Origin of the sequence: Roseovarius sp. SCSIO 43702 (assembly GCF_019599045.1) — a bacterium.
Classification (GTDB): Bacteria; Pseudomonadota; Alphaproteobacteria; order Rhodobacterales; family Rhodobacteraceae; genus Roseovarius.
The window spans coordinates 909,739-936,108 of the sequence record NZ_CP080623.1 but is presented as its reverse complement, the minus strand read 5'-3'; the positions used below and the strand labels follow the sequence as shown (position 1 = coordinate 936,108).

Below are 26,370 nucleotides of genomic sequence, written 5' to 3'. Positions count from 1 at the left end.
TTTCGGGCTTACGCAGGTTCCAATGAATCGGATCACATTTCATGACGTTCACGCTCCCATCCGTCTCCCTGGTCATCGGCGGCGCCGCCTCGGGCAAGACCGCCTATGCCGAAACGCTCGCCCTCGGCACGGGGCGGCCATGCGTCTATCTCGCCACCGCCGAGGCCCATGACGACGAGATGCGCGACCGGATCGCCGCCCATCGCAACGGGCGCGGCGGGCGCTGGACGACGCTCGAGGAACCGCTCGAGGTGGGCCGCGCGCTGGCGACGATCGGCGGCGACAGCGCGGTGCTCATGGACTGCGCGACGCTCTGGCTCAGCAACCACATGCTTGCGGGCTCGGACCTGGCCGAGGCCGAGGCCGGGCTGATGGCCGGGCTCGCGCTTTCGGCCGCGCCCGTCATCATCGTCACGAACGAGGTGGGCCATTCGGTCGTCCCCGACACGTCGCTGGGCCGCGCGTTCCAGACGGCGCAGGGCCGGCTCAACCAGAAGCTCGCGGCGCGGGCGGACCTGGTGGTGCAGGTGACGGCGGGCCTGCCTCTGGCGCTCAAGGGCACGCTGCCATGACGCGGCTGCACTGGGTCCGCCATGGCCCCACCCACGCGCGCGGCATGGTGGGCTGGTCCGACCTGCCCGCCGATCTCTCCGACAGCGCGGCCATCGCGCAGCTTTCCGATTACCTGCCCGGCGATGCGCCGGTCATTTCCTCCGACCTCGCCCGCGCGGTCACGACCGCCGACGCCATCGCGCGCGACCGCCCGCGCCTGCCCCACGACCCGGACCTGCGCGAGATCAATTTCGGCGCGTGGGAGATGCGCCACTCCGACGAGATCGAGGACCGCGACCGCCTGCGCGCCTACTGGGACACGCCGGGCGACATCGCGCCGCCCGCGGGCGAAAGCTGGAACGCGGTCTCGGCCCGCGTGTCCGCCGCCGCCGACCGGCTCGTGGCGGCCCATCCGGGGCGCGACGTGATCGTCGTGGCGCATTTCGGTGCGATCCTCACCCAGGTGCAGCGCGCCACGGGCCTGACGGGGTACGAGACCTTCGCCAACCGTATCGACAACCTCTCGGTGACCGAGATCGTCCACCGGGGCGGCAGATGGCGGCTCGGCGCGATCAATCACCGCCCGTGATCGCCGCGCGCACATAATCGCGTTTCGACCCGCCCGCGCGCTGCGCTATCGTGGCGCATGACCTACGACCTCTTCATCGGTGACCGCACGTTTTCAAGCTGGTCCCTGCGCGGCTGGCTCATGCTGGCCGCTTTCGACATTCCGCATCGCGTCCACATGGTCGGGCTCTACTCGGGCACCATGGCGCGCGACCTGGCCCCGCTCGCGCCGGCGCGCCTCGTGCCGGTCCTGCGCGACGCCGAGGGGGTGGTGATCTACGACACGCTCGCCATGGGCGAAACGCTGGCCGAGCGGCACCACGACGCGGGCCTCTGGCCCGGGGACCCGGCGGCGCGCGCCCTCGCGCGGTCCATCGTGGCCGAGATGCATTCGGGCTTCACCGCCCTGCGATCCGCCTGCCCCATGCAGCTTGCCCATGCGTGGGAGGGGTTCACCCCCTCCGCGGCCGTGCGCGCCGATCTCGATCGGATCGAGGCGCTCTGGTCCCTCGCCCGCACGCGCCACGGTTCGGACGGGCCGTGGCTCTTCGGGCGCTACTCGCTCGCCGATGCGTTCTACGCGCCCGTCGCCGCGCGGATCGCGGGCTATGGCCTGCCGGTGGGCGAGACGGCGCGCGCCTACGTTGCGGCGACGCTGGCCCAGCCGCTCTTCCGGCAATGGCGCGCGATGGGGCTTCTGCAACGCTACGATCCCATGCCCTACGCGCAGGACCTTCCACCCGCGCCATGGCCCGGCCCCGCGCCACGCCCCGCCCGCGCCGTCGACGGGACCGGGGCCGAGAACACCGCCTGCCCCTATTCGGGCCGCCCCGTCACCCACGTTCTCGAAACCGACGGACGCCGCTTCGGCTTCTGCAACGCGACATGCCGCGACAAGACGGTGATCGACCCAGACGCTTGGCCGGATTTCGTGGCGCTGAGGGATGCCGGATAGCTCGTCACGCTCCGCGGGCCGCCAAACGGCCCCCTTGGGGCGATCCCCGCGCCAGGAGCGCGCCTTGATCCCCCGTTAACCCTTTCCCACCGCACGCCCCCTTAACCATGCCGGCCGCGCCCCGAAACACCGACGCGATACCGACGTGGATACCGACATGGATACCGACGTCGCGAATCCCCGCAAAACCCCGCCGTTAACCACGATTCGCACCTCGCGGCGCGGCTCGCCCCTTCCCCAGCTTCGCACGATCCGTTAACGCTTCGGCCAGCACGCCCGAGCGAAAGGCCCCGTCATGAAACCCGTCCGGCTTCTCTCCGGCATCCTCACCGTCGGCGGCTGGACCCTCATGAGCCGCCTGCTGGGCTTCGTGCGCGATGTGATGATCACCAACCTCATCGGTCCCGGCCCGGTGATGGACGCCTTCGTCGCGGCCTTCCGCCTGCCCAACATGTTCCGCCGCTTCTTCGCCGAAGGCGCCTTCAACGCGGCCTTCGTGCCGATGTTCTCCAAGCGCCTCGAGGCGCACGACGACCCCGAGGGCTTCGCTTCGCAGGCCATGAGCGGGCTCGCCTTCGTGCTGCTCATCCTCTGCGCGGTCTCGATGATCTTCATGCCGGCGCTGGTCTGGATCACGGCCGAGGGCTTCGCGGGTGACGAGCGTTTCGACATGGCGGTGGAATTCGGACGCATCGTCTTTCCCTACATCTTCTTCATCTCGCTCGCGGCCCTCTTCTCGGGCGTGCTCAACGCCGCCGGCCGCTTCGCCGCCGCCGCGGCCGCGCCAGTGCTTCTCAACATCATGCTCTGCGCCGCCATGGCGGCTGCCGCGCTATCGGGCAGCACCCGCGTGGTCGAGGCACTGGTCTGGACCATCCCCTTCGCGGGCGTGGCGCAACTGGCGCTCGTCTGGGTGGCGACGCGGCGGGCGGGTCTCTCGGTCCGCCTCCGCCGTCCGCGCCTCACGCCCGAGATGCGCCGCCTCGTCCGCATCGCGATCCCCGCCGCGCTCGCCGGCGGTGTGGTGCAGATCAACCTCCTTGTCGGTCAGCTTGTCGCGTCGAACTACGAGGGCGCGGTCAGCTGGCTCTACGCCGCCGACCGGCTCTACCAGTTGCCGCTCGGCGTCGTGGGCATCGCCATCGGCATCGTCCTGCTGCCGGACCTCTCGCGTCGCCTCAAGGCGGGCGACGACACCGGCGGGCGCGAGGCGCTCAGCCGCGCGGGCGAGATGTGCCTCGTGCTGACCCTGCCCTGCGCCGTGGCGCTCGTCGTGATCCCGCTGCCGCTTGTCTCGGTCCTCTTCGAGCGGGGCGCGTTCACCACCGACGACACCGCCGCGACCGCCCTCGCCGTCACGGTCTACGGCCTCGGCCTGCCGGCCTTCGTGCTGCAAAAGGTGCTGCAGCCGGTGTTCTTCGCACGCGAGGACACCACCAGCCCGTTCCGCTATGCCGTGGTCGCGATGGTCGTCAACGCGGTGATCGCCGTGGGCCTCGCGCCCTATATCGGCTGGATCGCGGCGGCGATCGCCACCACGGTGGCGGGCTGGGCGATGCTCGTGCTGCTGGTGGTGGGCGCCCGGCGCCTGGGCGAGACGACGCGCTTCGACGCGCGCTTTCGCCGCCGCGCGTGGCGGATCGCGCTCGCCTCGGTCCTGATGGGCGCGGTGCTGGCCTGGCTGATGCTGCTCCTGGGTCCGCTCTTCGCGCTCCCCGGCTGGCGCTGGCTCGCGCTCCTGGCGCTCATCGGTTTCGGGGCGCTGTCGTATTTCCTGCTCGGCGCGCTGTTCCGCGCCTTCTCGCTGGCCGAGTTCCGCAGCGCGCTGCGCCGCTAGAAGCGGGCGGGCTCAGCCGCGCTGCCTCAACCGGTCGCGCAGCCGCGCCCAGCCGCCCGGCGCCACGAGAACCGAGACCGCGAACCCCGCCGCGAACCCGGCCACATCCGCGATCCACATGCTGCTCGCGCCGAAGAAAAGCCCGAAGATCAACTGGATGAACATCAGCACCCCGATGAGCGAGAAGGCCCGGATCTGCCGCTCGCCCAACTGCCCCAGCCGCAGCCAGAGCAGGTAGGTGAACGCCCCGATCAGGCCATAGACCCCCGGGTAGGCTCCCATCAGCCAGGGCTGCTCGAGCGTGAACAGCCCGTAGACCATGGCCCCCAGCACCGAGGAGACCACGAACACGGCCAGCACGGCCCAGCCGCGAAACACCTCGCCGACGAACTTGCCCATGGCGAGAAGGATCACGGCCGAGAAGGCCACATGCGCGAACGACCCGTGGATGAACGGATAGGTGAAATAGCGCATCAGGTGCGCGGGCGGAAAGACACCGTTCTCGAGCATCCATTTCTGGATATCGGCGTTGAATCCGTAGGCCTGGATCGCGGCCTGCCGCCACCCGACCGCCTCGCGCCCGCCGATCATGCCCTGCTCACCCAGCACGAAGGCCGCCTCGACCCCGACCAGCGCGAGAAAAAGCGCCACCACCACCGGCGGAAGCGGGTTGACGGGGTGCTGGGGCGGTGGGAGCTGATCGGTCATGCGGGCCTCGCTGCGGCGGGGGGGCGGGCGACGATCGGCCCGCCAGTTCCCTCTATCGCAGCGCCGGCCGCTTTTCCAGCGCATCGCGCCGCGATCGTCCCCGCGCTTCCCACCCGGCCCGTTTTCGGCATAAGGTCCGCTCGACCCCGCCCCCGCGCGGCCCCATACCAGGATCGGAACGAAATCAATGACCCCCCGCACGCTTCTCATCATCCTCGGCGTCCTCTTTCTGCTGGCCGGCCTTCTGGCCGTCTTCAACCCGCTCGCGGCCTCGATCACGGTCGAGATCTTCGCGGCCTGGGCCTTCCTGATCCTGGGCGGCCTTCAGATCGCCGCCGCCCTGCGCAGCGACGAGGGGCGTCTCTGGGCGGTCCTGATGGGCGCGGTGACGCTGGTGCTGGGGATCCTTCTGCTCATCGACCCGCTTTCGGGGCTGGTGACGCTCACCATCCTCGCGGGCGTGGCCTTCGTGATCTCGGGGCTTTTCAAGCTGATGGTGGGCTTCAGCCTCGACACGAGCGGGTTCAAGGCGCTGGTTCTCATCTCCGGCGGCATCTCGGCAGGGCTCGGGATCGTCATCCTGCTGGGCCTGCCGGGAACCGCCGCGATCACGCTCGGCCTGCTCCTGGGGATCGAGCTTCTGTCGAACGGTGCGGCCGCGCTCGGCCTCGGACTTGCCGCGCGGCGAAGCTGACGGCCCGGGGGTCCCGGCGGTGGCTTGACCCGGCACCGTGCGGGGCTTAATCGCACCGTTAACCACCACCTGAGATAACGGAGCCTCTCGACCATGACATCCGAGGGCGAAAGCAACCTGTCAAATTTCACACCCCGCGTCTTCTCGGGGATCCAGCCCTCGGGCAACCTGCACCTGGGCAATTATCTCGGTGCGCTGAAACGCTTCGCGGGCGCGCAGGAACGGGGGATCCAGTCGATCTTCTGCATGGTCGACATGCACGCGATCACCGTCTGGCAGGATCCCGCCGCGCTTCGCCACGCCACGCGCGAACTGACCGCGGGGTTCATCGCGTCGGGGCTCGATCCCGAACGCTCGATCCTCTTCAACCAGAGCCAGGTGCCCGAACACGCGCAGATGGCCTGGGTCTTCAACTGCGTGGCGCGCATGGGCTGGATGCAGCGGATGACGCAGTTCAAGGACAAGGCCGGGAAGAACGCGCAGAACGCCTCGCTCGGCCTCTTCGCCTACCCGGCGCTCATGGCCGCCGACATCCTCGTCTATCACGCGACGCAGGTGCCGGTGGGCGAGGACCAGAAGCAGCATCTCGAGCTCACGCGCGACATCGCGATCAAGTTCAACCACGACTACGGCGTCGATTTCTTCCCCGTCACCGAGCCGGTGATCGAGGGCGCGGGCACGCGGGTCATGTCCCTGCGCGACGGGTCGAAAAAGATGTCCAAGTCCGACCCCTCGGACATGAGCCGCATCAACATGACCGACGACGCCGACACCATCGCGAAGAAGGTGCGCAAGGCCAAGACCGACCCCGAGCCGCTGCCCTCGGACGTGGACGGGCTGGCCGATCGGCCCGAGGCGCGCAACCTCGTCAACATCTACGCGGGCCTCGCCGACCTGAGCGTCGAGGATGTCATGCGCGAGATGGGCGGACGCCCCTTCTCCGAGTTCAAGCCCGCGCTCGCGGATCTCGCCGTCGACCGCCTCGCCCCCATCTCGGCCGAGATGGCGCGCCTCATGCAGGACGTGGACGAGATCGACGCGATCCTCGCCCGCGGCTCCGAGCGCGCGCGCGAGATCGCGGCCCCGATCATGCGCAAGACCTACGAGATCATGGGCATGGTCGGCGCATGACCGCGTCACGGGCGACGGACGGGTATTTTTCCTTTCTTTACATGAGGATGGATACGTCACGCCGCCCCTGTCGCCCCCGCGGTGCCCGGACATGAACCGCCCGCGCGGCATGGCCGAATACAAGGCCGCCTCCGCCCGCTTCGCCACCGCCGAGGGCCGGGCCCGCGGACTGGCCTACCGCCCCGACCCCACCGACGTCTTCATCGCGCCCTATGCCAAGTGCGGCACCACCTGGATGCAGCAGATCGTCCATGGCCTGCGCACCGGCGGCGACATGGCCTTCGACGAGATCACCGCCGCCGTGCCGTGGATCGAGATGGCGCATGACATGGGCCTCGCCATCCCCGGCGACCAGCCCGCGCCCCGCGCCTTCAAGAGCCATCTGGGCTGGCACGAGATCCCGAAGGGCGGCCGGTACATCGTCGTCCTGCGCGATCCCGTCGATGCCATGCGCTCGCTTTTCCGCTTCCTCGAAGGGTGGTTCTTCGAACCGGGCAGCATTGGGCTCGACGAATTCGCGCTCGACTATCTCGACCGTTCCGACCGCGATGATTACTGGACCCACGCGGCCTCGTGGTGGCGGGTGCGGAACCGCGACGAGGTGCTGTTGCTGGCCTACGAGCACATGCGCGCCGACCTGCCCCGCACGGTCGCGCGGGTCGCGGCCTTCCTCGGCTTGGACGATGCGCAGACCATCGCCATCGCCACGCGGCAGGCGTCCTTCGACTTCATGAAGGCCCATGAGCGGCAGTTCGACGACCACCTCCTGCGCGCCGCGCGCGATGCCGCCTGCGGCCTGCCCCCGGGCGGCGCCGCATCCAAGGTGCACGAGGGCCGCGTGGCCGGCGAGGCGCATCTCGTGCCCCCCGCCATCCGCGCGCGATATGGCGCGCGATGGGCCGGAACCATGGGCGCGGAATTCGGCCTCGAAACCTACCGCGACGCGCTGGACGCGCTCGACCGCGCGGCATAGTGTCGGCCCCGTAACGACGGAGGGACAGGCATGGCAACGGGCAAGAACATCCAGACCTTTTTCGAAGGCCGCTGGCACGAGGGCGACATCCACGTCATGCGCGCGGCCGATCACGGCATGTGGCTTGGCAGCAACGTCTTCGACGGCGCGCGCTATGCCAATGGCCTCACCCCCGATCTCGACCTGCATTGCGCGCGCGTCAACGCCTCGGCCCGCGCGCTGATGGTGACACCCACGGTCACGCCCGAGGAGATGGTCGAGATCGTCCGCGAGGGGCTGAAGCGTTTCGCCCCCGACGCGGCGGTCTATATCCGACCGATGTACTGGGCCATCGACGGCGGCCATTCCGCCATCGTCCCGAAGGAGGACGGCGAGACCGGTTTTGCCATCTCGCTCGAGGAGATTCCCTTTGCCGGCGACGACGTGACCACCACGCTCACCCGCACGCGCTTCCGCCGCCCCGTGCTCGAGAACGCGGTGGTCAACGCCAAGGCCGCCTGCCTCTATCCCAACAACGCGCGGATGCTGGCCGAGGCGAAGGCCAAGGGCTTCAGGAACGCGCTCGTGGCCGACGCGGTGGGCAACGTGGCCGAAACCGCCACCGCCAACGTCTTCGCGGTCAGGGACGGTGTGGTGATGACGCCCGTGCCGAACGGCACCTTCCTTGCCGGGATCACCCGCGCGCGGCATATCTCGAACCTGCGCGCCGATGGCTACGACGTGCGCGAATGCGTGATGAGCTTCGAGGATTTCCACGAGGCCGACGAGGTGTTCGTCACCGGCAACATGTCCAAGATCACCCCGGTCACCGCCTTCGACGACACCTCCTACCAGATCGGGCCAGTCACGCGCCGCGCGCGCGAGCTCTACTGGGACTGGGCACACTCGACCGGCTGACCGGTCCCGGTCATCCCGGGCCGCCCCGCCGCGCCCGGCTGAGGGCCGTCTGCAACTCGGGGAAAAGCGCCTTGCGCTCCTCCTCCGACAGGAACGCGCCCAGCTCGACCTCGCGCCCCTCGCCGCGCAGGGTGATGTAATGCGGCACCGGCCCCTCGCTGGGATAGAGGCAGGCTTGCGCCCAATGGCTGTTGCAGTCCCAGACACGTTCGCGCCCGTCCGGCTCGATCCGGCGGAGCGAGACGGTCTCGGGCCCGATGCTGAGCGCCTCGCGCATCTCGCCCGTGCGGTAACTGTGCTGGAGCGCCCACCACACCGCCATGACCGCGATCACGAGGAACGGCAACAACCCCCAGAGCGCGAGCGACCCCAGCAGCGGCAGAAGCGGCACGGTGAGCATCGCCGACGTCACCAGGATGAACGCCGCGAACCCCTTGCGCGGCAGCGACCTGTGCGGCCAGAGGACCAGGCGGCGGCCCGGGGCCTCGCCCCGCTCGGATGTCCATTCATAGGGCATGGCCAGTGTTCTAGCGCCCCGCGCGCGCAAGAAAAGCGGCCTCTCGCGGGCGCGGCGCGAAAAATCGCGCCTATCCCTGTCTCTGGTACTTGATGAAGGGCGTGAGCTGCGCGATCCGGTCATAAAGCCGGCGCGCCTCGGCGTTGAAATCCTGCGTCATCCAGTAGACCGAGGGGCACCCCGCCGCATCCGCCGCCCGATAGACGGCCTCGATGAGCTTGCGACCCACGCCCTTGCCGCGCGCCTCGGGATCGGCGAAGAGATCCTGGAGATAACACACGTCCTCGATCCGCCAGTTATGCGGATGATAGATATAGTGGACGAGCCCCACCGCCTTGCCGTCGAGAAGTGCCATAAGCGCGTTCTGGCGCGGATGATCCTCCGACAGGAGACGCGCGAAGGTCGTCTCGTAGATCTCGTCGCTCACGGTCGTGCCGTAGAACGCGAGATAGGCTTTCCAGAGGCGCCTCCACTCCGCCTCGTCCTCGGGCGCAAGCGGGCGTATCGTGATCGTGTCGGTCATCGCGGCGGTCCTTCGTCACAAGCGTGTCCCCGAACCATAGCCGCCCGTCCGTCCTGCCGCCAGAGGCGCGGTTCCGGCATCTTCCCGCCGACCCGTTTGCGTCACCGTCCCCGGCGCATCATGTCAGGGCGACCAGACGGGCCCGCAGCCCCCATCCGACACATGATCCCTCCCGGAAGGAGACCGAAATGATATCACGCACACCCCTCGCCGCGGCGCTTGCCGCCGCATTTCTGGCGCTTGGCGCCCCGCTTGCCGCGCAGACGGCCGACGCGCCCGTCGTCCCCGAGCAGATCGAGGCCGCCGACGTGACCGAGACGCAGGTCTCGGCCTTCGTCGATGCGGTCATGGCGGTCGAGAAGGTGCGCCTCGATTACGGACCGCGCATCCAGGCCGAAGAAGATGCCGACAAGCGCAAGGCGCTGGCCGAGGAAGCCACGCTCGCCGCGCAGGACGCCATCGAGAACACCGAAGGCATGACCACGGCCGAATATCTCGGGATCGGCCAGGCGGCGAGCGGCGACCGCGCCCTCAACGAGCGCATCATCGCCGAACTTCAGGAACGCCAGGGCGATGCAGAGGCGGCGCAGGACGAGGCCGAACCCGACTCCGAAGCCGAACCGCAGGCCGAGACGGACGAGGACGAAGGCAACACCCAGTCCGAGTGAGTCCCGCCCCCACGACATGCGCGCGCCACTCCGTCACCGGGTGGCGCGCGTCGCGCTATTCGGCCGCGACCGGCTTCGGATCGGCCAGGGTGACGACATCGGCCATGATCGTGTTGAGCTCGAAATCCTTGGGCGTATAGACCCGCGCCACGCCCATCTCGCGCAGGCGCCGCGCGTCCTCCTCGGGGATGATGCCGCCCACCACGACCGGCACATCGCCGAGCCCCGCGTCGCGCATCCGCGCCATCAGGTCCTCGACCAGCGGGATGTGCGACCCCGAGAGGATCGACAGGCCGACGACATGGCTCTGCTCCTCCTGCGCCGCCGCCACGATCTCTTCGGGCGTGAGGCGGATACCCTCGTAGCGGATATCCATCCCGCAATCGCGGGCGCGCACGGCGATCTGCTCGGCGCCGTTGGAATGCCCGTCGAGGCCCGGCTTGCCGATGAGAAAATTCAGCCGGCGGCCCAGGCGGTCGCTCACCGCGTCGACCATGTCGCGCAGGTCCTCGAGCCCCTTGGTCATGTTCGAGCGGTTGGCCGAGACGCCGGTCGGCCCGCGATACTCTCCGTGAACCACGCGCATCTCGGCGGCCCATTCACCCGTCGTGACTCCGGCCTTCGCGGCCTCGATCGACGCGGGCATGATGTTCCGCCCCTCTTGCGCGGCCTTGCGCAACCCCGCCAGCGCCGCCTCGACGGCGCCCGCGTCACGCGCCGCGCGCCATTCCTCCAGCCGTCCGATCTGCTCGGCCTCCACAGCCGGGTCGACCACCATGATGCCGCCATCGCCGGTCATGAGCGGGCTCGGCTCCCCCTGCTGGTAGCGGTTGACGCCCACCACCACGGTCTCGCCCGCCTCGATCCGGCTCAGCCGCGCGGCGTTCGATTCCACCAGGCGCGATTTCATGTAGTCGATGGCCCCGATGGCCCCGCCCATGCCGTCGAGCACCTCCAGCTCGTGCCGCGCGCCCTCTTTCAGCGCCTCGACCTTCGCGTCCACCGCCGGGTTGCCGTCAAAGAGATCGTCGAATTCCAGCAGATCGGTCTCGTAGGCCAGGATCTGCTGCATCCGCATCGACCATTGCTGATCCCACGGGCGCGGCAGGCCCAGCGCCTCGTTCCACGCCGGAAGCTGCACCGCCCGCGCCCGCGCCTTCTTGCTGAGCGTCACCGCCAGCATCTCGATCAGAATGCGATAGACGTTGTTCTCGGGCTGCTGCTCGGTCAGGCCGAGGCTGTTGACCTGCACGCCATAGCGGAAGCGTCGGAACTTGGCGTCCTCCACGCCGTAACGGTCGCGCAGGATCTCGTCCCACAGGTCCACGAAAGCGCGCATCTTGCAGATCTCGGTGACAAAGCGGATGCCGGCGTTGACGAAGAAACTGATGCGCCCCGCCATGGCCGGAAAATCCTCTTCCGCCACGCGCGGCTTCAACTCGTCCAGCACCGCCACCGCCGTGGCGAGCGCGAAGGCAAGCTCCTGCTCGGGCGTCGCCCCGGCCTCCTGCAAATGGTAGGAACACACGTTCATCGGGTTCCATTTCGGCACGTTGTGCAGACAGTATTCCGCCACGTCCCCGATCATCCCGAGCGACGGTTTCGGCGGACAGATATAGGTGCCGCGGCTGAGATATTCCTTGATGAGGTCGTTCTGCACCGTGCCCTGAAGCTTCGAGACATCCGCGCCCTGCTCTTCGGCCACCGCGATATAGAGCGCAAGAAGCCAGGGCGCCGTCGCGTTGATCGTCATCGAGGTGTTCATCTGCTCGAGCGGGATCTGGTCGAACAGCGCGCGCATGTCGCCCAGGTGGCTCACAGGAACGCCCACCTTGCCCACTTCGCCCCGCGCGAGGATATGGTCGCTGTCATAGCCCGTCTGCGTGGGAAGGTCGAAGGCCACGGAAAGGCCCGTCTGCCCCTTGGCGAGGTTCGCACGATAGAGCGCGTTCGACGCCGCGGCGGTGGAATGACCGGCATAGGTGCGGATGAGCCACGGCCGATCGGCTTGGCGATCGGCATTGCCGGAATCGCGATCGGCTTGGCGATCGGCATTGCCGGAATCGCGATCGGCTTGGCGATCGGCCCTGCCGGATTCGCGATCCGCCTTCCCGGCCTCCGGTCCCGTCCTTTCCGCCGCCCGGTCCGTCACGCGGTCGGACGCCTCTGCACCGGGCGTGGAAACGCGCTCTTTCTGCACTTGCGACATCGGCTCGGCTCCTGATCATGGCGAAACATTCTTTCGTATCGCGATTGATACGTGGAAGATTGTGGCATTGTCAATTCGCTGCGTCGCAGCAACCCCGCACCCCCCGCCGCGATTGACCGCCGCCCGCTCCCGGCGTATCCATCGCCGCCGGACCTTCCGGCCCCCTGGCCGATTCGACGAAAGGTCGCCCCCGGTGATCGGACAGCGCGAACTCATGTACGACATTCCCACGATCTACCTCGCCGCGGGGCTCATGCTTGGCATGCTCGCCGCGATGGTCGGCGGCTACCTGATCGGCAAGCGCCGGATGCGCTTCGTGAACGACGAATTCCGCACCCAGACAACCGCCGTCCAGGGCTCGCTTCTCGGTCTGCTCGCGCTGCTCATCGGTTTCACCTTCTCGCTCGCGCTGTCGCGCCACGATGCCCGCTCGGCGGCCGTGGTGGAGGAGGCGAACGCCATCGGCACCGCGTGGTTGCGCATCGACTTCCTGCCGCCCGACATGCAGGAGGACGCGCGAACCGACCTGCGCCGCTACCTGCGCCTGCGCGTCGAGGCGAGCGAGATCACCGCCGATCAGCATCAGCGCCGCAAGCGCCTGGTCGCGAATGCCGAGGCCGCCTTCGCCGAACTCTGGGAGACGGCGGGCGACGCCGCTCAGGCCCGGCCCGGACCGGGGGCCGTCAGCTTCGGCACGGCGCTCAACGACATGGTGGATTCGCTGGCCAGCCGCAGCGCTACGATCGACCGGCACGTGCCGGAGGTGGTGCTGATGCTGATGTATCTCACCTTCATCCTCTCCGGCGCGATGCTGGGCTATTCCTCGGCCATCGCGGGGGCGCGGCCGGCCACGCCTGTGTACCTGATGATGATGCTCATCGTGCTGATGGTGTTCCTGATCGTCGATCTCGACCGCCCCCGCCGGGGCCTGATCGAGGTCGACCAGTCCCCGCTGCGCGTGCTCTATGACACGATCAAGGCCGAGAGGACGGGCTAGGGTGCGCCTTCCCCGACGTCCCGCAGCATCGCCGTCGCGCTCGTGAACCCGAAGACATGCCGCAGCAGCCCGAGCCGGTTCTCATGCGTGGCCCGGAATCCCTTCCGCTCGTAGAGGGCGCGGGCGCGGGGGTTGTCGTCGATCACGTCGAGCCGCACCGCCGGAAGCCCCCGCGCCGCCGCCTCCGCGATCACCGCGTCGAGAAGCGCCGACCCCACCCCCTGCCCCCGTGCCGCGGGCGCGACACAGATGCCGTCCATCAGCAGCACGTCGCGCAGCACCTCGCGCTCCAGCAGCGACAGGCAGGCGGCGCGCCATCCCGCGCCGAACGCGCCATAGATCGCGGCCATCTCCGCAAAGCTGCCGCCGGTCATGCTGCCCTCATGCGTCTTGAATCCCGCGATCCCCAGGAGCGTCCCGTCAGGAGCCAGCGCCGAGAGGGCGAAACGCGCGTCGAAGGTCATCGCGAAGAAGCGGCGGGCGCGCTTGTCCGGCCCCATCACGCGACCTAGCTTGCCGCCGAACGCCTCCCAGTAGAGCCACGCTGCGGCGATGCGCGCGTCACGGGGGATGCCGGGCTCGATGGTGAAGGCGATCATGGGCCTTCGATATTTACCCTTCCGCCCGATGATGCAAGGGTGCGGCCATGACGCGCCCCGTGGAAATGCCGCTTTGGCTCCTGCTTTTGCTCCTTGCCTTCGCGGCGGTGACATTCGCGTCGCATTTCCTCTTTCCCTCCGTCCGCTGGTTCTTTCGCCGGCGTCTCGAACGCGCGGTCGACCGGCTCAACGAACGCCTCACGCGGCCCATCGAACCCTTCAAGCTCGCCCGCCGCCATGACATGATCCAGCGCCTCGTCTATGACCCGCAGGTGACGGAGGCGGTGGTGGGCTATGCCGAGCGGCGTGGCGTGCGCGAGGACGTGGCCTTCGAGAAGGCCCGCCGCTACGCGCGCGAGATCGTCCCCTCCTTCAGCGCCTTCACGTATTTCAGCTTCGGCACCCGCGCCGCCGACTGGCTCGGACGGATGCTCTACGACGTGCGCACCGGCCCCGACAACGAGGCGGTACTGGCCGGGATCGACAAGGACGCGACCGTCATCTTCATCATGAACCACCGCTCGAACATGGATTACGTGCTGGTTACGACGCTTGCCGCCAAGGCGTCGGCGCTCAGCTATGCCGTGGGCGAATGGGCGCGGGTCTGGCCGCTCTCGCGGCTCATCAAGTCGATGGGCGCCTATTTCATCCGGCGGCGGTCGCGCGGGGAACTCTATCGCGCGGTGCTGGCGCGCTATGTCCAGATGGCCACGACGAACGGCGTGACGCAGGCGATCTTCCCCGAGGGCGGGCTCAGCCTCGATGGCCGGCTGCGCCCGCCGAAGCTGGGGCTTTTGTCCTACGTGGTCGACGGCCACGATCCGGCGGGGCGCGACGTGGTTTTCGTCCCGGTCGCGATCAACTACGACCGCGTGCTCGAGGACCGGGTGCTGGTCGCCGCCGCCGCGCGGGGCGACCGGCGTTTCGGTGCGCGCATGACGGTGATCCTGCGCTTCATCCTGTCGATGCTCTGGCGACGAATGCGCGGCAAGTTCCGCCGCTTCGGTGTGGCCGAGGTGATCTTCGGCGCGCCTGTGAGCCTCAAGGAATTCGGCACACCCACCGATCTCGACGCGCTGGCGCACGACCTCATGCACCGCATCGAGGACGAGATGCCGCTGCTCTTCGTGCCGCTGACGGCGCGCGTGCTGCTTGGCGCCGAGACACCGCTCGACGAAGCCACGCTCAAGGCGCGGGTCGAGGCCGAGATCGCCGCCGCCGACGCGCCACCCCCGCCGGAGCCGAAGGACGGGCTCGATGCCGCGCTGGCCGAGGCACGCCGGATCCTGGCCGAGCGCGACCTGATCCGCGAAACACCCGGGGGCTGGACAGCCGCCGCCGGGGCCGGGCCCCTCCTGACCTTCTATGCCAACTCCATTGCGCATTTCTTCGAAGATCGTGACGCTGCGTCTGCAAAGTAATTTCTGCAACTGCTGGGTCATAAAATTACAAAATCTCCGCACGAGGCATTGCAATGTTTCGCGCTCGATCATATCACTTGGGCAGACGCGGCGATTCTGCATTGCGGCGAAACGCAACATCGAAGGAGGGTCTCATGGCCTTGGACACCGAAACCGGCATCGCGCCTTACGACGCACCCGAAAAGGATCTCTACGAGATCGGAGAGCTTCCGCCGCTGGGCTACGTGCCCAAACAGATGTATGCGTGGGCCATCCGCCGCGAGCGCCAGGGCGAACCCGACCAGGCCATGCAGCTCGAGGTCGTGGACGTGCCCAAGCTCGACAGCCACGAAGTGCTCGTGCTCGTCATGGCGGCCGGCGTGAACTACAACGGCATCTGGGCCGGTCTCGGCATCCCGATCAGCATGTTCGACGTGCACAAGGCCGACTATCACATCGCGGGGTCGGACGCGTCGGGCGTGGTCTGGGCCGTGGGCGACAAGGTCACGCGCTGGAAGGTGGGCGACGAGGTCGTGATCCATTGCAACCAGGACGATGGCGAGGACGAGGAATGCAATGGCGGCGACCCGATGTTCTCGCCGTCGCAGCGGATCTGGGGCTACGAGACCCCGAACGGCTCCTTCGCGCAGTTCACCAACGTCCAGGCGCAGCAGCTCATGCCGCGGCCCAAGCACCTCACCTGGGAGGAGAGCGCGTGCTACACCCTCACCCTCGCCACGGCCTACCGGATGATCTTCGGCCACCGGCCTCACACCCTGAAGCCGGGTCAGAACGTGCTGGTCTGGGGCGCCTCGGGCGGCCTCGGCTCCTACGCGATCCAGCTCATCAACACGGCGGGCGGCAACGCCATCGGCGTCATCTCGGACGAGGACAAGCGCGATTTCGTCATGGGTCTCGGCGCCAAGGGCGTGCTGAACCGCAATGACTTCAACTGCTGGGGCCAGCTTCCCAAGGTCAACTCGCCCGAATACGCCGAATGGTTCAAGGAAGTGCGCAAGTTCGGCAAGGCGATCTGGGACATCACCGGCAAGGGCGAAAACGTGGACATGGTCTTCGAACACCCCGGCGAGGCCACGTTCCCCGTCTCGACCTTCGTCTGCAAGAAAGGTGGCATGGTGGTGATCTGCGCGGGCACGACGGGCTACAACCTGACGATGGATGCCCGTTACGTCTGGATGCACCAGAAGCGCATCCAGGGCAGCCATTTCGCCCATCTCAAGCAGGCGAGCTCGGCCAACAAGCTGATGATCGACGGACGGCTCGATCCCTGCATGTCCGAATGCTTCGGCTGGGACGAGATCCCGGCAGCCCATGTGAAGATGCGCAAGAACCAGCACAAGCCGGGCAACATGGCCGTGCTGGTGCAGGCGCCGCGCCAGGGCCTCAAGACCGTCAAGGAGGTGTTGCAGGCCAAGAGATAAACCGTTCACGGTTTCGAAACAAAGCCCCGCAAGCCCCGCGATTGGTTTGCGGGGCTTTTTCGCGGTTTGGCACGCTGATCCTTTTATTTCAGGCGCTTGTCAGTGATCGCCCCACCATTTTAGGGGAGTTGAATTCCGCGAATAGGGGCGCGCGCAAAACGCATGGTAGGGTTGCAAAGTTCATTCCAATACTACCCAAGCGGAGATCGGTCATGCATAATGAGTGGATACTTGACGTGTTGGCCGACCTGCGCAGCTTCGCGGGTCAGAACGGCCTGAGCGCGCTTGCCGAACAGCTGGAGGATACCCGGCTCGTCGCGGCGAACGAGCTTGCGTCGCTGGCTAAGGGGCCCAATGCGCATGACCGCACCGTCGCAGGCGGAACTGAATTCGATCCTCTCGCGGCTGGACGCGGCGTCCGACGCCTCCGTCTTGCAGGCGATCATTGAGGATTTGCGCGACCTCTTCGGGGTCGATCACATGGTCTATCACTGGGTCAGCGCGGGGGGCGACCAATACGGCTGCGGAACCTATTCCCGCGCCTGGGTCGAACGGTATATCGAGCGGGAATACCTGCGCGTCGACCCGGTCATCATCGGCTGCTACCAGCGCTTCCACCCGGTCGATTGGAAGCGGCTCGACTGGTCGGGCAAGGCGGCGCGGGCCTTCCGGGCCGAGGCGATCGACTACGGGATCGGCAACCAGGGCTACTCGGTCCCGGTTCGCGGCCCCGGCGGGCAATTCGCGCTCTTCACCGTCAGCAGCAACGCCACCGATGAGGCCTGGGCCGCCTTCACCGAGGAAAACCGCCGGCACCTGATCCTGATCGCGCATGCCTTCAACGAGAAGGCGCTCGATCTCGAGCCCGATCGCGGCCCCGCCCCGGCCTCGGCGCTCAGCCCGCGCGAGGTCGATGCGATCACGCTTCTCGCGATGGGATACAACCGCGCTCAGGTGGCCGATACGCTCTCGATCTCGGAAAACACGCTGCGCACCTATATCGAAAGCGCGCGGCACAAGCTCGGAGCCAGCAACACGATCCACGCCGTCGCCCGCGCGCTCAGCCAGGGCCTGATCGTCCTCGCCTGACGCGCCGCGACGTCTTCCGGTTTTGGGGGGATGATCCGCGCGGCCCGGATCCGCCGGGGCTCAGCCCAGCCGATCCTTGATCTTCGCGCCGACTGCGCCGAAATCCATCTGTCCGGCATGGCGCGCCTTGAGCGCGCCCATGATCTTGCCCATGTCGCGGATCGAGCTCGCGCCGGTCTCCTCGATGGCACTCTCGATCGCGGCCTCGACCTCCTCGTCGTTCAGTTGCCGGGGCAGGAACTCGGAGATGACCGCGATCTCCTCGCGCTCGCGCTCGGCCAGGTCGAGCCGCCCGCCTTCCTCGTAGGCGCGCACGCTTTCCTGCCGCTGCTTGGTCATCTTCGCGAGGATCGCGAGGATCTCGGCATCGCTCACCCCGTCCTGGCTGTCGGCGCTGCGCGCCGCGATGTCCTGGTCCTTGATCGCCGCGTTGATGAGGCGCAGCGTCGCAAGGCGTGATCCCGCCTTGTCCTTCATCGCCTGTTTCAAGGCGGCATTGATCCGGTCGCGCAAACTCATGAGCCCTCAAGCCTCGCTTCTCGTTCCAAGACGGCACCCCTACCCAAAACCGCGCGGGGTGGCAACCGTTCCGCTGCGTCCCGCGCGGGCAGGCGCGTCCGCGCCCATTCGCGCTTGACCCGACAGGGCGGCGGGCCTACACCACGTCCGATTTGCCCGCCCCATGCCCACAAGGAGAACGCGCCATGGCCTCCTCGACCCCGCCCCGCCCGACGGCCTGCCTCGCCCTCGCCGACGGCTCGCTGTTCTACGGGCGCGGCTTCGGCGCCACGGGCGTGACCACGGCCGAGCTTTGCTTCAACACCGCGATGACCGGCTACCAGGAGATCATGACCGACCCGTCCTATGCCGGGCAGGTCGTCACCTTCACCTTCCCCCATATCGGCAATACCGGCGTCAACCCCGAGGATGACGAGACCGCCGATCCCGTCGCCGCCGGCATGGTCGTCAAGTGGGACCCGACCGAGCCGTCGAACTGGCGCGCGACCGACCGGCTGACCGACTGGCTGGCCCGGCGTGGACGCATCGCCATCGGCGGAGTGGATACCCGCCGCCTCACCCGCGCGATCCGCCAGCAGGGCGCCCCGCACGTGGCGCTGGCCCATGACCCCGAGGGAAACTTCGACACCGCGGCGCTCGTCGAGCAGGCACGCGCGTTCAAGGGGCTCGAGGGCGTCGATCTCGCCCGCGAAGTGACCTGCGCGCAATCCTACCGCTGGGACGAGATGCGCTGGGCCTGGCCCGAGGGCTACACCCGGCAGACCGACCCGAAGCACCGCGTGGTCGCGATCGACTACGGCGCGAAACGCAACATCCTGCGCTGCCTCGCCTCGGCTGGCTGCGACGTGACCGTCCTCCCGGCCAGCGCCACGGCCGAGGACGTGCTGGCCCACGATCCCGACGGCATATTCCTCTCGAACGGTCCCGGTGACCCGGCCGCGACCGGCGCCTACGCGGTGCCCGCGATCAAGGGGCTCCTCGACTCGGGCAAGCCGATCTTCGGCATCTGCCTCGGCCACCAGATGCTCGCCCTCGCGCTCGGGGCCAGGACCATCAAGATGAACCACGGCCACCACGGCGCCAACCACCCGGTGAAGGATCACGAGACCGGCAAGGTCGAGATCACCTCGATGAACCACGGTTTCGCGGTCGACAGCCAGACCTTGCCCGAGGGCGTGACGGAAACCCATGTCTCGCTCTTCGACGGCTCGAATTGCGGGATCCGCGTGGCCGACAGGCCGGTCTTCTCGGTTCAGCATCACCCGGAGGCAAGCCCCGGACCGCAGGACAGCTTCTACCTTTTCGAACGCTTCGCGGCGTCGATGGCGGGCCGAGGATAGGTTAACCCTTCGTTAAGGGTCTGTTTACGCTCCATTAACCAGTTTGAAAGATATTGCTTCTCGGGACAGTGAACGAGGAGCGACACATGGGCATCTCGGAGCTGCGCCAACTCGGCGCGCATCACCTTGAGGCCGCGGATGCCCTGGACGAGAAGGGGCGCGAGCTCGTGCAGGCCGGCACGATCTCGCGCGGGGACGCGGCGCTCGCGCAGATGGTGGCCCGCCATTGCGACGCATCGCTCGACCGCATCCTCTTCACCGAAGGCATCGCCGCAGAGCGCGAGATACTCGCCGCCCGCGCGAAGCTTCATGGGAACAGGGTGCTCGGGCGGGCCGAGCTTGCCGCGCTCGCCACCCCGGCGCCGCCCGGCACCGATCCTCGCCAACTGCTGAAATGGCGCGCGGCCCCGCTGGTCACGCGCCACGGAAACCGGCGCCTTGCCCTTTCCGATCCTGCCCGCGCGCGCGACCTGCGCGATCAACTGCCCGCCTCCTTGCGCGACCTGCCGCATGTCCTCGCGCCCGATCACGCCATCCAGGACGCGGTGGCAAACGCGAACCGGGATGTTCTGACCGATCTCGCGCAGGCCCGTGTCGATGCCTCCGAAAGCTGCCGCACATGGTCCGCGACGCCGCACCGGCGCCTTGCGCTCACGCTGTGCGCGCTGACGGTCTGCCTCGTGCTCACGGCTCTCTACCCGGCGGCGGTGTTCTCGGTCTTCGTCGGCTGGGCGGCGCTCACGCTCGTCGTCGCCGCCTGCTTCAAGACCGCGGCCTTCGCCGCGCGCATGACGGTGGGCAACCCCGTCGACCACGCCCCGATCGCTTCGGGACCGGAGAAGCTGCCCAAGGTCTCCGTCCTCGTACCCCTCTACCGCGAGACCGAGATCGCGCACGCGCTCATCACCCGCCTGTCGCGGCTCACCTATCCCAAATGCCTGCTCGACGTGGTGCTGGTACTCGAGGAGGAGGACACGCTCACGCAAAAGACGCTGGCCGAGATCGACCTGCCCGCCTGGATGCGCGCCGTCATCGTCCCCGATGGCCACCCCCGCACCAAGCCCCGCGCGATGAATTACGCGCTCGACTTCTGCGAAGGCGACATCATCGGCATCTTCGACGCCGAGGACGCCCCCGACCCCGACCAGATCACCATGGTCGCCCGCCGGTTCCAGGCGGCTCCACCCGACGTGGCCTGCCTCCAGGGGATCCTCGACTACTACAATCCCAGGCAGAACTGGCTCGCGCGGTCCTTCACCATCGAATACGCGACGTGGTTCCGCCTCATCCTGCCCGGCCTGGCAAAGCTCGGGCTGGCCATTCCCCTGGGCGGCACCACGCTGTTCTTCCGCCGCGACGCGCTCGAAGAACTGGGCGGCTGGGACGCGCATAACGTGACCGAGGATGCCGATCTGGGCTTCCGCCTGGCACGGCACGGCTACCGGACCGAGATCATCGGCACCGTGACCGGCGAGGAGGCGAATTGCCGGCTCTGGCCCTGGGTCAAGCAGCGCTCGCGCTGGCTCAAGGGCTACATGACCACCTATCTCGTCCACATGCGCAGCCCCCGCCTGCTGCGCCGGCAACTCGGGGCGTGGCGCTTCTGGGGCTTCCAGGCGCATTTCGTGACGACCGTATCGCAGGTGTTGCTGGCGCCTTTCCTCTGGTCTTTCTGGCTCGTCCTCCTGGGCCTGCCGCATCCGCTCGATCCCGTCCTCTCGCGCGAGGTGCTGATGGCGGTGGGCAAGCTCTTCCTCGCGGTCGAGATGATCAACATCGCGATCCACGCGGTCGCCGTCTCGGGGCGCTTCCATCGCCACCTTCTGCCCTGGGTGCCGCTCATGCATTTCTACGCCCCGCTCGGCACGATCGCCGCCTACAAGGCGCTCTACGAGATGATCTTCGCACCCTTCTTCTGGGACAAGACGACCCATGGCCTGTCGCTCAAGTCAACGGGCACGGATGCGGACGCCACCGCGTCAAAGGGTGCTGTCGATCTCGCCCGAATCCAGCTTGAGGCGCGTCACAAACGCTTTTGAGATATGCGCGCGCAAAGCGTCGCTCGCGGCTGCGGCATCTCGCGCCTCGATCCCGCTCACGATCTCGTCATGCTCGGCGATCGCCACCTCCGGCCGTCCCACCGCCGCGAGGGACGTGGTCGCCATGAGCGCCATCGACCGATGCACGAGGTCGAGCTGCTGCACGAGAAACCGGTTATGCGAGGACAGGTGGATCTGCTTGTGAAACCGCCGGTTCGCCCGCGCCATCGCGGCCGGGTCGCGGATCAGCTTGCGATCCTCCTCGACCATGTCGCGCAGCACGCGCACCTCCTCGTCGCTGGCGTGCCGCGCGGCAAGGCTCGCGGCCAGCCCCTCGAGCTCGGCGCGCACCACGTAGAGCTCGGCCATCTGATTGTGATCTAGAGACGCCACGATCAGGCTTCGCCCGTCCCGCGTCAGGAGCGACTGGGTCTCGAGCCGTTGCAGCGCCTCGCGGATGGGCGTGCGCGACACGCCCAGCTTCTCGGCGAGATCGCTCTCGACCAGGCGGTCGCCCGGCCGGTAGACCCCCATGTCGATCGCCTCGAGGATGAGCGTGTAGGCGTCTTTCTGCACTGGCTTCATCGGCGCGCGGCTCCTTCCGGTGGGGATCGCGCGATCCTAAGCGCGCGGGCGCCCGTTGTTCAAGCCGCAAGGCACGCGCGCCCTTTCCCGAACCCCGCGGACGGGCTACACCATCCCCATGCCACGCCAGCAGTTCAGCCACGTCACCGCCTGGGTCTTCGACCTCGACAACACGCTCTATTGCCCCTCGATCCGCCTCTTCGACCAGATCGAGCGCCGCATGACGCAGTTCGTGATGGACTCGCTGCGTCTCTCCCATGCCGAGGCCGACGCCCTGCGCGTGGCCTACTGGCGCGAACACGGCACCACGCTCGCCGGGCTCATGGCCGAACACGCGCTTGACCCCGGCCCGTTCCTCGAGGCGGTCCACGACATCAACTTCGGCGCGCTCGCGCCCGACGCCACCCTGCGCGACCGTATCGCGCGCCTTCCGGGCCGCCGCATCGTCTATACCAACGGCACCGCCCCCTATGCCGAGCGGGTCATCGACGCGCGCGGGCTCTCGGGGCTGTTCGACGCGGTTTACGGGGTCGAGCACGCGGGGTTCGCCCCGAAACCCCGGCGCGAGGCGTTCGAGCGGGTTTTCACCGCGGACGGGCTCGATGCGCGCCGCGCCGCCATGTTCGAGGACGAGGCGCGCAACCTGCTGATCCCGCACGAGATGGGCCTGCGCACCGTCCACGTCGCCGCCGCCGCCGATCCGGCGCCGCATATCCACCATCACACCGACGACCTCAGTGGCTTTCTCGCGCGCCTGCTGTGACGATCCGCGCCTTGGCGCAGGCGGCGCGCAGGGCTACATGACCCCCCATGAGAAGGAGCCGCACATGACCCCCGAAACCTGTGACATCCTCATCTCCGGCGGCGGCGTCGCGGGCCTTACGGCGGCGGCGGTCTTCGGTACCGCCGGGTTCCGGGTGATCTGTGTCGATCCCGCGCCACCCGTCACCGAGCGTGACAGCGAGGGCGCGGACCTGCGCAGCACCGCCTTCCTGCAACCGGCGCGCGACCTGCTCGACCGGGCCGGACTCTGGGACCGCCTCGCGCCCCATGCCCAGCCGCTTCAGACCATGCGCATCGTCGACGCGGGAGGCGAGAAGCCCGAGCCGCGCGTCATCCGCGATTTCGAGGCCTCCGAGCTCTCGGACCTGCCCTTCGGATGGAACCTGCCCAACTGGCTCCTCCGGCGCGAGATGCAGGCCCATCTTCGCACGCTCGACCGGGTCGATTTCCGCCCCGGAACCGGCACCACCACGCTTTTCACCCGCGAGGGCGAGGCCCGCGTCGGGCTTACGTCGGGCGGCCGCGTCACCGCCCGGCTGGTGATCGCCGCCGATGGCCGGGCCTCGCCCATGCGCGAAGCCGCTTCCATCGGCGTGCGGACCACGCGTTACGGGCAGAAGGCGCTGGCCTTCGCCGTGACCCATCCGCTGCCCCATGGCGACGTCTCGACCGAGATACACCGCTCGGGCGGCCCCTTCACCCTCGTCCCCCTGCCGGATCACGAGGGGATGCCCTCCTCGGCGGTGGTCTGGATGGAGGACGGCCCCGAGGCCGAGCGCCTCGCGGCGCTCGACACAGCCGCCTTCGAGGCCGAGATGAGCATCCGGTCCTGCCACCTGCTCGGGCCGCTCAAGCTCGCCTCGCGTCGCACGGTCTGGCCGATCATCAGCCAGGTGGCCGACCGCCTTTCCGGGGAACGTCTCGCGCTCGTGGCCGAGGCGGCGCATGTGGTTCCGCCAATCGGCGCACAGGGGCTCAACATGTCGCTGAAGGATCTCGCCTGCCTGCGCGACCTCGCGCTGAAGTCACCCGCGACACTCGGCGACCGCGCCATGCTCGACGCCTACCACGCCGCGCGTCACCCCGACATCCGCGCCCGCGTGACAGGCATCGACATCCTCAACCGCGCCTCGCAGCTCCACGCGCAACCGCTGCGCGACGCGCGGGCCAAGGCGCTCGACGCGCTCTATGCGATGGCGCCGGTGCGCCGGATGCTCATGCAGATGGGGCTCGGGATGCGCGCCTGAACCGACCCCTCACCCGATCGGCCCCGCCCGCCGTTCCTCGCTCAGAAGGACGTTGGCCTCCACGTCGCCGACCCCCGGAAGCGCCATGATCCGCCGCCGCAGCACCCGCTCGAAATCGGCGATGTCGCGGGCCACGACCCGCAGCCGGTAGTCATAGAGCCCGAGGATATGCTCGACCGTCTGCACCTCCGGGATGGCCGTGACCGCGCGCTCGAAATCCTCCACGCTCACCCGTCCCTTCGTGGCGAGCTTCACGCCGAGGAAGAAGGTCACACCGAAGCCCAGCCGCTCGGCGTCGAGATCGAGCCGCCGCCCCGCGATCACACCCGCCTCCTCCAGCCGCCGGATCCGCCGCCACACCGCCGGTTGCGAGAGGCCCAGCCGGCGGCCAAGCGCGCTCGCGCTCTGCGTGGCATCCTCCACCAGCGCGCGCAGGATGCGGCGGTCCATCGTGTCAAGCTCGATCACAGCGGCAGCACCTCCTCGGACTTGATCCGCGCCACGTGCATCAGCGCCTCGAGATCGTCCATGTGCGGCAGCGGCAGGATCGCGTTGCGATAGATCTCCTGGTAATGCGCCATGTCCCGCGCGATGACCGACAGGCGCAGGTCCACACGGCCCAGGAAGGTCTGTATCTCCACCACCTCCGGCACCTGCCGCGCCGCGGCCACGAACGCGTCGAAGGCGTGCGGCACGCTCTTGTCGAGGCTCACCCGCAGCGACACCTCGACCTCGTAGCCCAACGCGCGCCAGTCGATGACCGCCCGCACCGCCCGGATCAGCCCCGCGGCCCGCATCCGCTCGAGCCTGCGCGCGCAGGTCGCCGGCGTGACACCCGCGCGCGCGGCCAGGTCCGACAGCCCGAGCTCGGGCGCGTGCTGATAGTGCCGCAGGATTCGGCGATCCGTATCGTCGAGCATGATTTTTTCGCCTTTTCTCATTTCTGATTATAAATACCCGAAAATTCGGCACTAGCCACGCAAAACGACCGCCCCTATCCGCGCGAACCCGGTAGATTGCGCCCAAACACAAGCAAGAGGACCGAACCATGCGCGTTTATTACGACCGCGATTGCGACATCAACCTGATCAAGGACATGAAGGTGGCCATCCTGGGCTACGGCTCGCAGGGCCATGCCCATGCGCTCAACCTCCGCGATTCCGGCGCCAAGAACGTCGTCGTCGCGCTGCGCGAAGGCTCGCCCAGTGCCAAGAAGGCCGAGGGCGAGGGCCTAAAGGTCATGGGCATCGCCGAGGCCGCCAAGTGGTGCGATCTCATCATGTTCACCATGCCTGACGAACTTCAGGGCGAGACCTACCGCAAATACGTCCACGACAACCTCAAGGATGGCGCCGCCATCGCCTTTGCCCATGGTCTCAACGTGCATTTCGGCCTGATCGAGCCGAAGCCCGGCGTCGATGTCATCATGATGGCGCCGAAAGGCCCCGGCCACACGGTGCGCGGCGAATACCAGAAGGGCGGCGGCGTGCCCTGCCTCGTGGCCGTCCACCAGGACGCGAGCGGCAAGGCTCTCGAGATCGGGCTGTCCTACTGCTCGGCCATCGGCGGCGGCCGTTCGGGCATCATCGAGACGAATTTCCGCGAGGAATGCGAAACCGACCTCTTCGGCGAACAGGCGGTGCTCTGCGGCGGCCTGGTCGAGCTCATCCGCTGCGGCTTCGAGACGCTGGTCGAGGCGGGCTACGCGCCCGAGATGGCCTATTTCGAATGCCTCCACGAGGTGAAGCTCATCGTCGACCTGATCTACGAGGGTGGCATCGCCAACATGAACTACTCGATCTCGAACACGGCCGAATACGGCGAGTATGTCTCGGGTCCGCGCGTCCTGCCCTACGAGCAGACCAAGAAGGAGATGAAGGCCATCCTGCGCGACATCCAGACCGGCAAGTTCGTGCGCGACTTCATGCTCGAGAACGCCGTGGGCCAGCCCTCCTTCAAGGCCACGCGCCGGCTCAACGACGAGCACCAGATCGAGGAGACGGGGAAGAAGCTCCGCGACATGATGCCCTGGATCTCGGCGGGCAAGATGGTCGACCGCGAAAAGAACTGATCCCCCTCACCTCGTGACGGATCAGGAA

General features: G+C 68.0%; 27 protein-coding genes. 18 read left to right on the top strand and 9 right to left on the bottom strand.

Annotated elements, in window-relative coordinates:
• The first annotated feature begins 41 nt into the window (after positions 1-41).
• From cobU to murJ, 4 genes are all read left to right on the top strand, one after another.
• The gene (gene cobU, locus K1T73_RS04390) at positions 42-572 is read left to right on the top strand and encodes a bifunctional adenosylcobinamide kinase/adenosylcobinamide-phosphate guanylyltransferase (RefSeq protein ID WP_220602764.1); all 531 of its coding nucleotides are present in this window, start codon (positions 42-44) and stop codon (positions 570-572) included.
• Positions 569-1,141 carry a histidine phosphatase family protein gene (locus K1T73_RS04385; protein ID WP_220602763.1) on the top strand — a complete coding sequence of 191 codons (573 nt, stop codon included), beginning with the start codon at positions 569-571 and terminating at the stop codon, positions 1,139-1,141. The genes cobU and K1T73_RS04385 overlap by 4 nt, the downstream gene beginning before the upstream one ends.
• Positions 1,142-1,198: 57 nt before the next feature.
• Entirely contained in the window at positions 1,199-2,074 is an 876-nt protein-coding gene (locus K1T73_RS04380) for a glutathione S-transferase (RefSeq protein WP_220602762.1), read from the top strand.
• A gap of 295 nt (positions 2,075-2,369) precedes the next feature.
• Entirely contained in the window at positions 2,370-3,911 is a 1,542-nt protein-coding gene (murJ, locus tag K1T73_RS04375) for a murein biosynthesis integral membrane protein MurJ (RefSeq protein WP_220602761.1), read from the top strand.
• A 12-nt stretch (positions 3,912-3,923) separates the two neighbouring features.
• On the opposite strand, the gene K1T73_RS04370 is transcribed toward murJ, so the two are convergent.
• Positions 3,924-4,619: a rhomboid family intramembrane serine protease gene (locus K1T73_RS04370; protein ID WP_220602760.1), complete on the bottom strand. Its 696-nt coding sequence runs from the start codon at positions 4,617-4,619 to the stop codon at positions 3,924-3,926.
• Between the two features lie 187 nt (positions 4,620-4,806).
• Between K1T73_RS04370 and K1T73_RS04365 the strand changes: the two genes are divergently transcribed.
• The 4 genes from K1T73_RS04365 to K1T73_RS04350 all read left to right on the top strand — a co-directional run bounded on the left by K1T73_RS04365 (position 4,807) and on the right by K1T73_RS04350 (position 8,314).
• Positions 4,807-5,313 carry an HdeD family acid-resistance protein gene (locus K1T73_RS04365; protein WP_220602759.1) on the top strand — a complete coding sequence of 169 codons (507 nt, stop codon included), beginning with the start codon at positions 4,807-4,809 and terminating at the stop codon, positions 5,311-5,313.
• Positions 5,314-5,406: 93 nt separating this feature from the next.
• Positions 5,407-6,444 (top strand): tryptophan--tRNA ligase, encoded by a 1,038-nt coding sequence (gene trpS, locus K1T73_RS04360; RefSeq protein ID WP_220602758.1) that lies wholly within the window; start codon positions 5,407-5,409, stop codon positions 6,442-6,444.
• 91 nt (positions 6,445-6,535) lie between these two features.
• Positions 6,536-7,417 carry a sulfotransferase domain-containing protein gene (locus K1T73_RS04355; RefSeq protein ID WP_220602757.1) on the top strand — a complete coding sequence of 294 codons (882 nt, stop codon included), beginning with the start codon at positions 6,536-6,538 and terminating at the stop codon, positions 7,415-7,417.
• A 30-nt stretch (positions 7,418-7,447) separates the two neighbouring features.
• On the top strand, positions 7,448-8,314 hold the full coding sequence (locus K1T73_RS04350; protein ID WP_220602756.1) for a branched-chain amino acid aminotransferase: 867 nt from the start codon (positions 7,448-7,450) through the stop codon (positions 8,312-8,314).
• 10 nt (positions 8,315-8,324) lie between these two features.
• Here the strand turns inward: K1T73_RS04350 and K1T73_RS04345 are convergent, their stop codons facing one another.
• Both K1T73_RS04345 and K1T73_RS04340 read right to left on the bottom strand, forming a co-directional pair.
• A complete protein-coding gene (locus K1T73_RS04345) occupies positions 8,325-8,831 on the bottom strand; it encodes a DUF2244 domain-containing protein (RefSeq protein ID WP_220602755.1) in 507 nt (168 codons plus the stop codon).
• A 70-nt stretch (positions 8,832-8,901) separates the two neighbouring features.
• Complete coding sequence (locus tag K1T73_RS04340) at positions 8,902-9,354, bottom strand: GNAT family N-acetyltransferase (protein ID WP_220602754.1); 453 nt, start codon at positions 9,352-9,354, stop codon at positions 8,902-8,904.
• 188 nt (positions 9,355-9,542) lie between these two features.
• On the opposite strand from K1T73_RS04340, the gene K1T73_RS04335 reads away from it, so the two are divergent.
• Positions 9,543-10,022 carry a DUF4168 domain-containing protein gene (locus tag K1T73_RS04335; protein WP_220602753.1) on the top strand — a complete coding sequence of 160 codons (480 nt, stop codon included), beginning with the start codon at positions 9,543-9,545 and terminating at the stop codon, positions 10,020-10,022.
• A gap of 55 nt (positions 10,023-10,077) precedes the next feature.
• On the opposite strand, the gene K1T73_RS04330 is transcribed toward K1T73_RS04335, so the two are convergent.
• Positions 10,078-12,231 carry a protein meaA gene (locus K1T73_RS04330; RefSeq protein WP_259400445.1) on the bottom strand — a complete coding sequence of 718 codons (2,154 nt, stop codon included), beginning with the start codon at positions 12,229-12,231 and terminating at the stop codon, positions 10,078-10,080.
• 193 nt (positions 12,232-12,424) lie between these two features.
• On the opposite strand from K1T73_RS04330, the gene K1T73_RS04325 reads away from it, so the two are divergent.
• Positions 12,425-13,228 carry a hypothetical protein gene (locus K1T73_RS04325; RefSeq protein ID WP_220602752.1) on the top strand — a complete coding sequence of 268 codons (804 nt, stop codon included), beginning with the start codon at positions 12,425-12,427 and terminating at the stop codon, positions 13,226-13,228.
• Here K1T73_RS04325 and K1T73_RS04320 read toward each other — a convergent pair.
• Positions 13,225-13,827 (bottom strand): N-acetyltransferase, encoded by a 603-nt coding sequence (locus K1T73_RS04320; protein WP_220602751.1) that lies wholly within the window; start codon positions 13,825-13,827, stop codon positions 13,225-13,227. The genes K1T73_RS04325 and K1T73_RS04320 overlap by 4 nt on opposite strands.
• Positions 13,828-13,874: 47 nt before the next feature.
• Between K1T73_RS04320 and K1T73_RS04315 the strand changes: the two genes are divergently transcribed.
• The 3 genes from K1T73_RS04315 (at position 13,875) to K1T73_RS04305 (ending at position 17,758) form a co-directional block, all read left to right on the top strand.
• Positions 13,875-15,248 (top strand): 1-acyl-sn-glycerol-3-phosphate acyltransferase, encoded by a 1,374-nt coding sequence (locus K1T73_RS04315; protein WP_220602750.1) that lies wholly within the window; start codon positions 13,875-13,877, stop codon positions 15,246-15,248.
• Between the two features lie 134 nt (positions 15,249-15,382).
• Positions 15,383-16,669, top strand: a complete 1,287-nt coding sequence (ccrA, locus tag K1T73_RS04310) for a crotonyl-CoA carboxylase/reductase (protein ID WP_220602749.1) — start codon at positions 15,383-15,385, stop codon at positions 16,667-16,669.
• Positions 16,670-17,029: 360 nt separating this feature from the next.
• Entirely contained in the window at positions 17,030-17,758 is a 729-nt protein-coding gene (locus K1T73_RS04305) for a LuxR family transcriptional regulator (protein ID WP_220602748.1), read from the top strand.
• Between the two features lie 60 nt (positions 17,759-17,818).
• On the opposite strand, the gene K1T73_RS04300 is transcribed toward K1T73_RS04305, so the two are convergent.
• On the bottom strand, positions 17,819-18,277 hold the full coding sequence (locus K1T73_RS04300) for a GatB/YqeY domain-containing protein (RefSeq protein ID WP_220602747.1): 459 nt from the start codon (positions 18,275-18,277) through the stop codon (positions 17,819-17,821).
• A 185-nt stretch (positions 18,278-18,462) separates the two neighbouring features.
• Here K1T73_RS04300 and carA point away from each other — a divergent pair, with 185 nt between their 5' ends.
• Together carA and K1T73_RS04290 are read left to right on the top strand one after the other, a co-directional pair.
• A complete protein-coding gene (carA, locus tag K1T73_RS04295; RefSeq protein WP_220602746.1) occupies positions 18,463-19,617 on the top strand; it encodes a glutamine-hydrolyzing carbamoyl-phosphate synthase small subunit in 1,155 nt (384 codons plus the stop codon).
• An 86-nt stretch (positions 19,618-19,703) separates the two neighbouring features.
• Positions 19,704-21,656 carry a glycosyltransferase gene (locus K1T73_RS04290; RefSeq protein ID WP_220602745.1) on the top strand — a complete coding sequence of 651 codons (1,953 nt, stop codon included), beginning with the start codon at positions 19,704-19,706 and terminating at the stop codon, positions 21,654-21,656.
• On the opposite strand, the gene K1T73_RS04285 is transcribed toward K1T73_RS04290, so the two are convergent.
• The gene (locus tag K1T73_RS04285; protein WP_220602744.1) at positions 21,597-22,241 is read right to left on the bottom strand and encodes a GntR family transcriptional regulator; all 645 of its coding nucleotides are present in this window, start codon (positions 22,239-22,241) and stop codon (positions 21,597-21,599) included. The two genes, K1T73_RS04290 and K1T73_RS04285, sit on opposite strands and share 60 nt — an antisense overlap.
• Positions 22,242-22,359: 118 nt before the next feature.
• Here K1T73_RS04285 and K1T73_RS04280 point away from each other — a divergent pair, with 118 nt between their 5' ends.
• Positions 22,360-23,004 (top strand): pyrimidine 5'-nucleotidase, encoded by a 645-nt coding sequence (locus tag K1T73_RS04280; protein ID WP_220602743.1) that lies wholly within the window; start codon positions 22,360-22,362, stop codon positions 23,002-23,004.
• Between the two features lie 64 nt (positions 23,005-23,068).
• Complete coding sequence (locus K1T73_RS04275; RefSeq protein ID WP_220603612.1) at positions 23,069-24,271, top strand: UbiH/UbiF family hydroxylase; 1,203 nt, start codon at positions 23,069-23,071, stop codon at positions 24,269-24,271.
• A gap of 9 nt (positions 24,272-24,280) precedes the next feature.
• Here the strand turns inward: K1T73_RS04275 and K1T73_RS04270 are convergent, their stop codons facing one another.
• Positions 24,281-24,739 (bottom strand): Lrp/AsnC family transcriptional regulator, encoded by a 459-nt coding sequence (locus K1T73_RS04270; RefSeq protein WP_220602742.1) that lies wholly within the window; start codon positions 24,737-24,739, stop codon positions 24,281-24,283.
• A complete protein-coding gene (locus K1T73_RS04265) occupies positions 24,736-25,191 on the bottom strand; it encodes an Lrp/AsnC family transcriptional regulator (RefSeq protein ID WP_220602741.1) in 456 nt (151 codons plus the stop codon). The genes K1T73_RS04270 and K1T73_RS04265 overlap by 4 nt, the downstream gene beginning before the upstream one ends.
• 128 nt (positions 25,192-25,319) lie before the next feature.
• On the opposite strand from K1T73_RS04265, the gene ilvC reads away from it, so the two are divergent.
• Positions 25,320-26,342, top strand: coding sequence for a ketol-acid reductoisomerase (ilvC, locus tag K1T73_RS04260; protein WP_220602740.1), 1,023 nt, complete (start codon positions 25,320-25,322; stop codon positions 26,340-26,342).
• Positions 26,343-26,370 lie beyond the last annotated feature (28 nt).

Coding starts and splice junctions, on each gene's coding strand:
- cobU (WP_220602764.1), top strand. CDS start 42: ATGACGTTCACGCTCCCATCCGTCTCCCTGGTCATCGGCGGCGCCGCC.
- K1T73_RS04385 (WP_220602763.1), top strand. CDS start 569: ATGACGCGGCTGCACTGGGTCCGCCATGGCCCCACCCACGCGCGCGGC.
- K1T73_RS04380 (WP_220602762.1), top strand. CDS start 1,199: ATGACCTACGACCTCTTCATCGGTGACCGCACGTTTTCAAGCTGGTCC.
- murJ (WP_220602761.1), top strand. CDS start 2,370: ATGAAACCCGTCCGGCTTCTCTCCGGCATCCTCACCGTCGGCGGCTGG.
- K1T73_RS04370 (WP_220602760.1), bottom strand. CDS start 4,619: ATGACCGATCAGCTCCCACCGCCCCAGCACCCCGTCAACCCGCTTCCG.
- K1T73_RS04365 (WP_220602759.1), top strand. CDS start 4,807: ATGACCCCCCGCACGCTTCTCATCATCCTCGGCGTCCTCTTTCTGCTG.
- trpS (WP_220602758.1), top strand. CDS start 5,407: ATGACATCCGAGGGCGAAAGCAACCTGTCAAATTTCACACCCCGCGTC.
- K1T73_RS04355 (WP_220602757.1), top strand. CDS start 6,536: ATGAACCGCCCGCGCGGCATGGCCGAATACAAGGCCGCCTCCGCCCGC.
- K1T73_RS04350 (WP_220602756.1), top strand. CDS start 7,448: ATGGCAACGGGCAAGAACATCCAGACCTTTTTCGAAGGCCGCTGGCAC.
- K1T73_RS04345 (WP_220602755.1), bottom strand. CDS start 8,831: ATGCCCTATGAATGGACATCCGAGCGGGGCGAGGCCCCGGGCCGCCGC.
- K1T73_RS04340 (WP_220602754.1), bottom strand. CDS start 9,354: ATGACCGACACGATCACGATACGCCCGCTTGCGCCCGAGGACGAGGCG.
- K1T73_RS04335 (WP_220602753.1), top strand. CDS start 9,543: ATGATATCACGCACACCCCTCGCCGCGGCGCTTGCCGCCGCATTTCTG.
- K1T73_RS04330 (WP_259400445.1), bottom strand. CDS start 12,231: ATGTCGCAAGTGCAGAAAGAGCGCGTTTCCACGCCCGGTGCAGAGGCG.
- K1T73_RS04320 (WP_220602751.1), bottom strand. CDS start 13,827: ATGATCGCCTTCACCATCGAGCCCGGCATCCCCCGTGACGCGCGCATC.
- K1T73_RS04315 (WP_220602750.1), top strand. CDS start 13,875: ATGACGCGCCCCGTGGAAATGCCGCTTTGGCTCCTGCTTTTGCTCCTT.
- ccrA (WP_220602749.1), top strand. CDS start 15,383: ATGGCCTTGGACACCGAAACCGGCATCGCGCCTTACGACGCACCCGAA.
- K1T73_RS04305 (WP_220602748.1), top strand. CDS start 17,030: ATGACCGCACCGTCGCAGGCGGAACTGAATTCGATCCTCTCGCGGCTG.
- K1T73_RS04300 (WP_220602747.1), bottom strand. CDS start 18,277: ATGAGTTTGCGCGACCGGATCAATGCCGCCTTGAAACAGGCGATGAAG.
- carA (WP_220602746.1), top strand. CDS start 18,463: ATGGCCTCCTCGACCCCGCCCCGCCCGACGGCCTGCCTCGCCCTCGCC.
- K1T73_RS04290 (WP_220602745.1), top strand. CDS start 19,704: ATGGGCATCTCGGAGCTGCGCCAACTCGGCGCGCATCACCTTGAGGCC.
- K1T73_RS04285 (WP_220602744.1), bottom strand. CDS start 22,241: ATGAAGCCAGTGCAGAAAGACGCCTACACGCTCATCCTCGAGGCGATC.
- K1T73_RS04280 (WP_220602743.1), top strand. CDS start 22,360: ATGCCACGCCAGCAGTTCAGCCACGTCACCGCCTGGGTCTTCGACCTC.
- K1T73_RS04275 (WP_220603612.1), top strand. CDS start 23,069: ATGACCCCCGAAACCTGTGACATCCTCATCTCCGGCGGCGGCGTCGCG.
- K1T73_RS04265 (WP_220602741.1), bottom strand. CDS start 25,191: ATGCTCGACGATACGGATCGCCGAATCCTGCGGCACTATCAGCACGCG.
- ilvC (WP_220602740.1), top strand. CDS start 25,320: ATGCGCGTTTATTACGACCGCGATTGCGACATCAACCTGATCAAGGAC.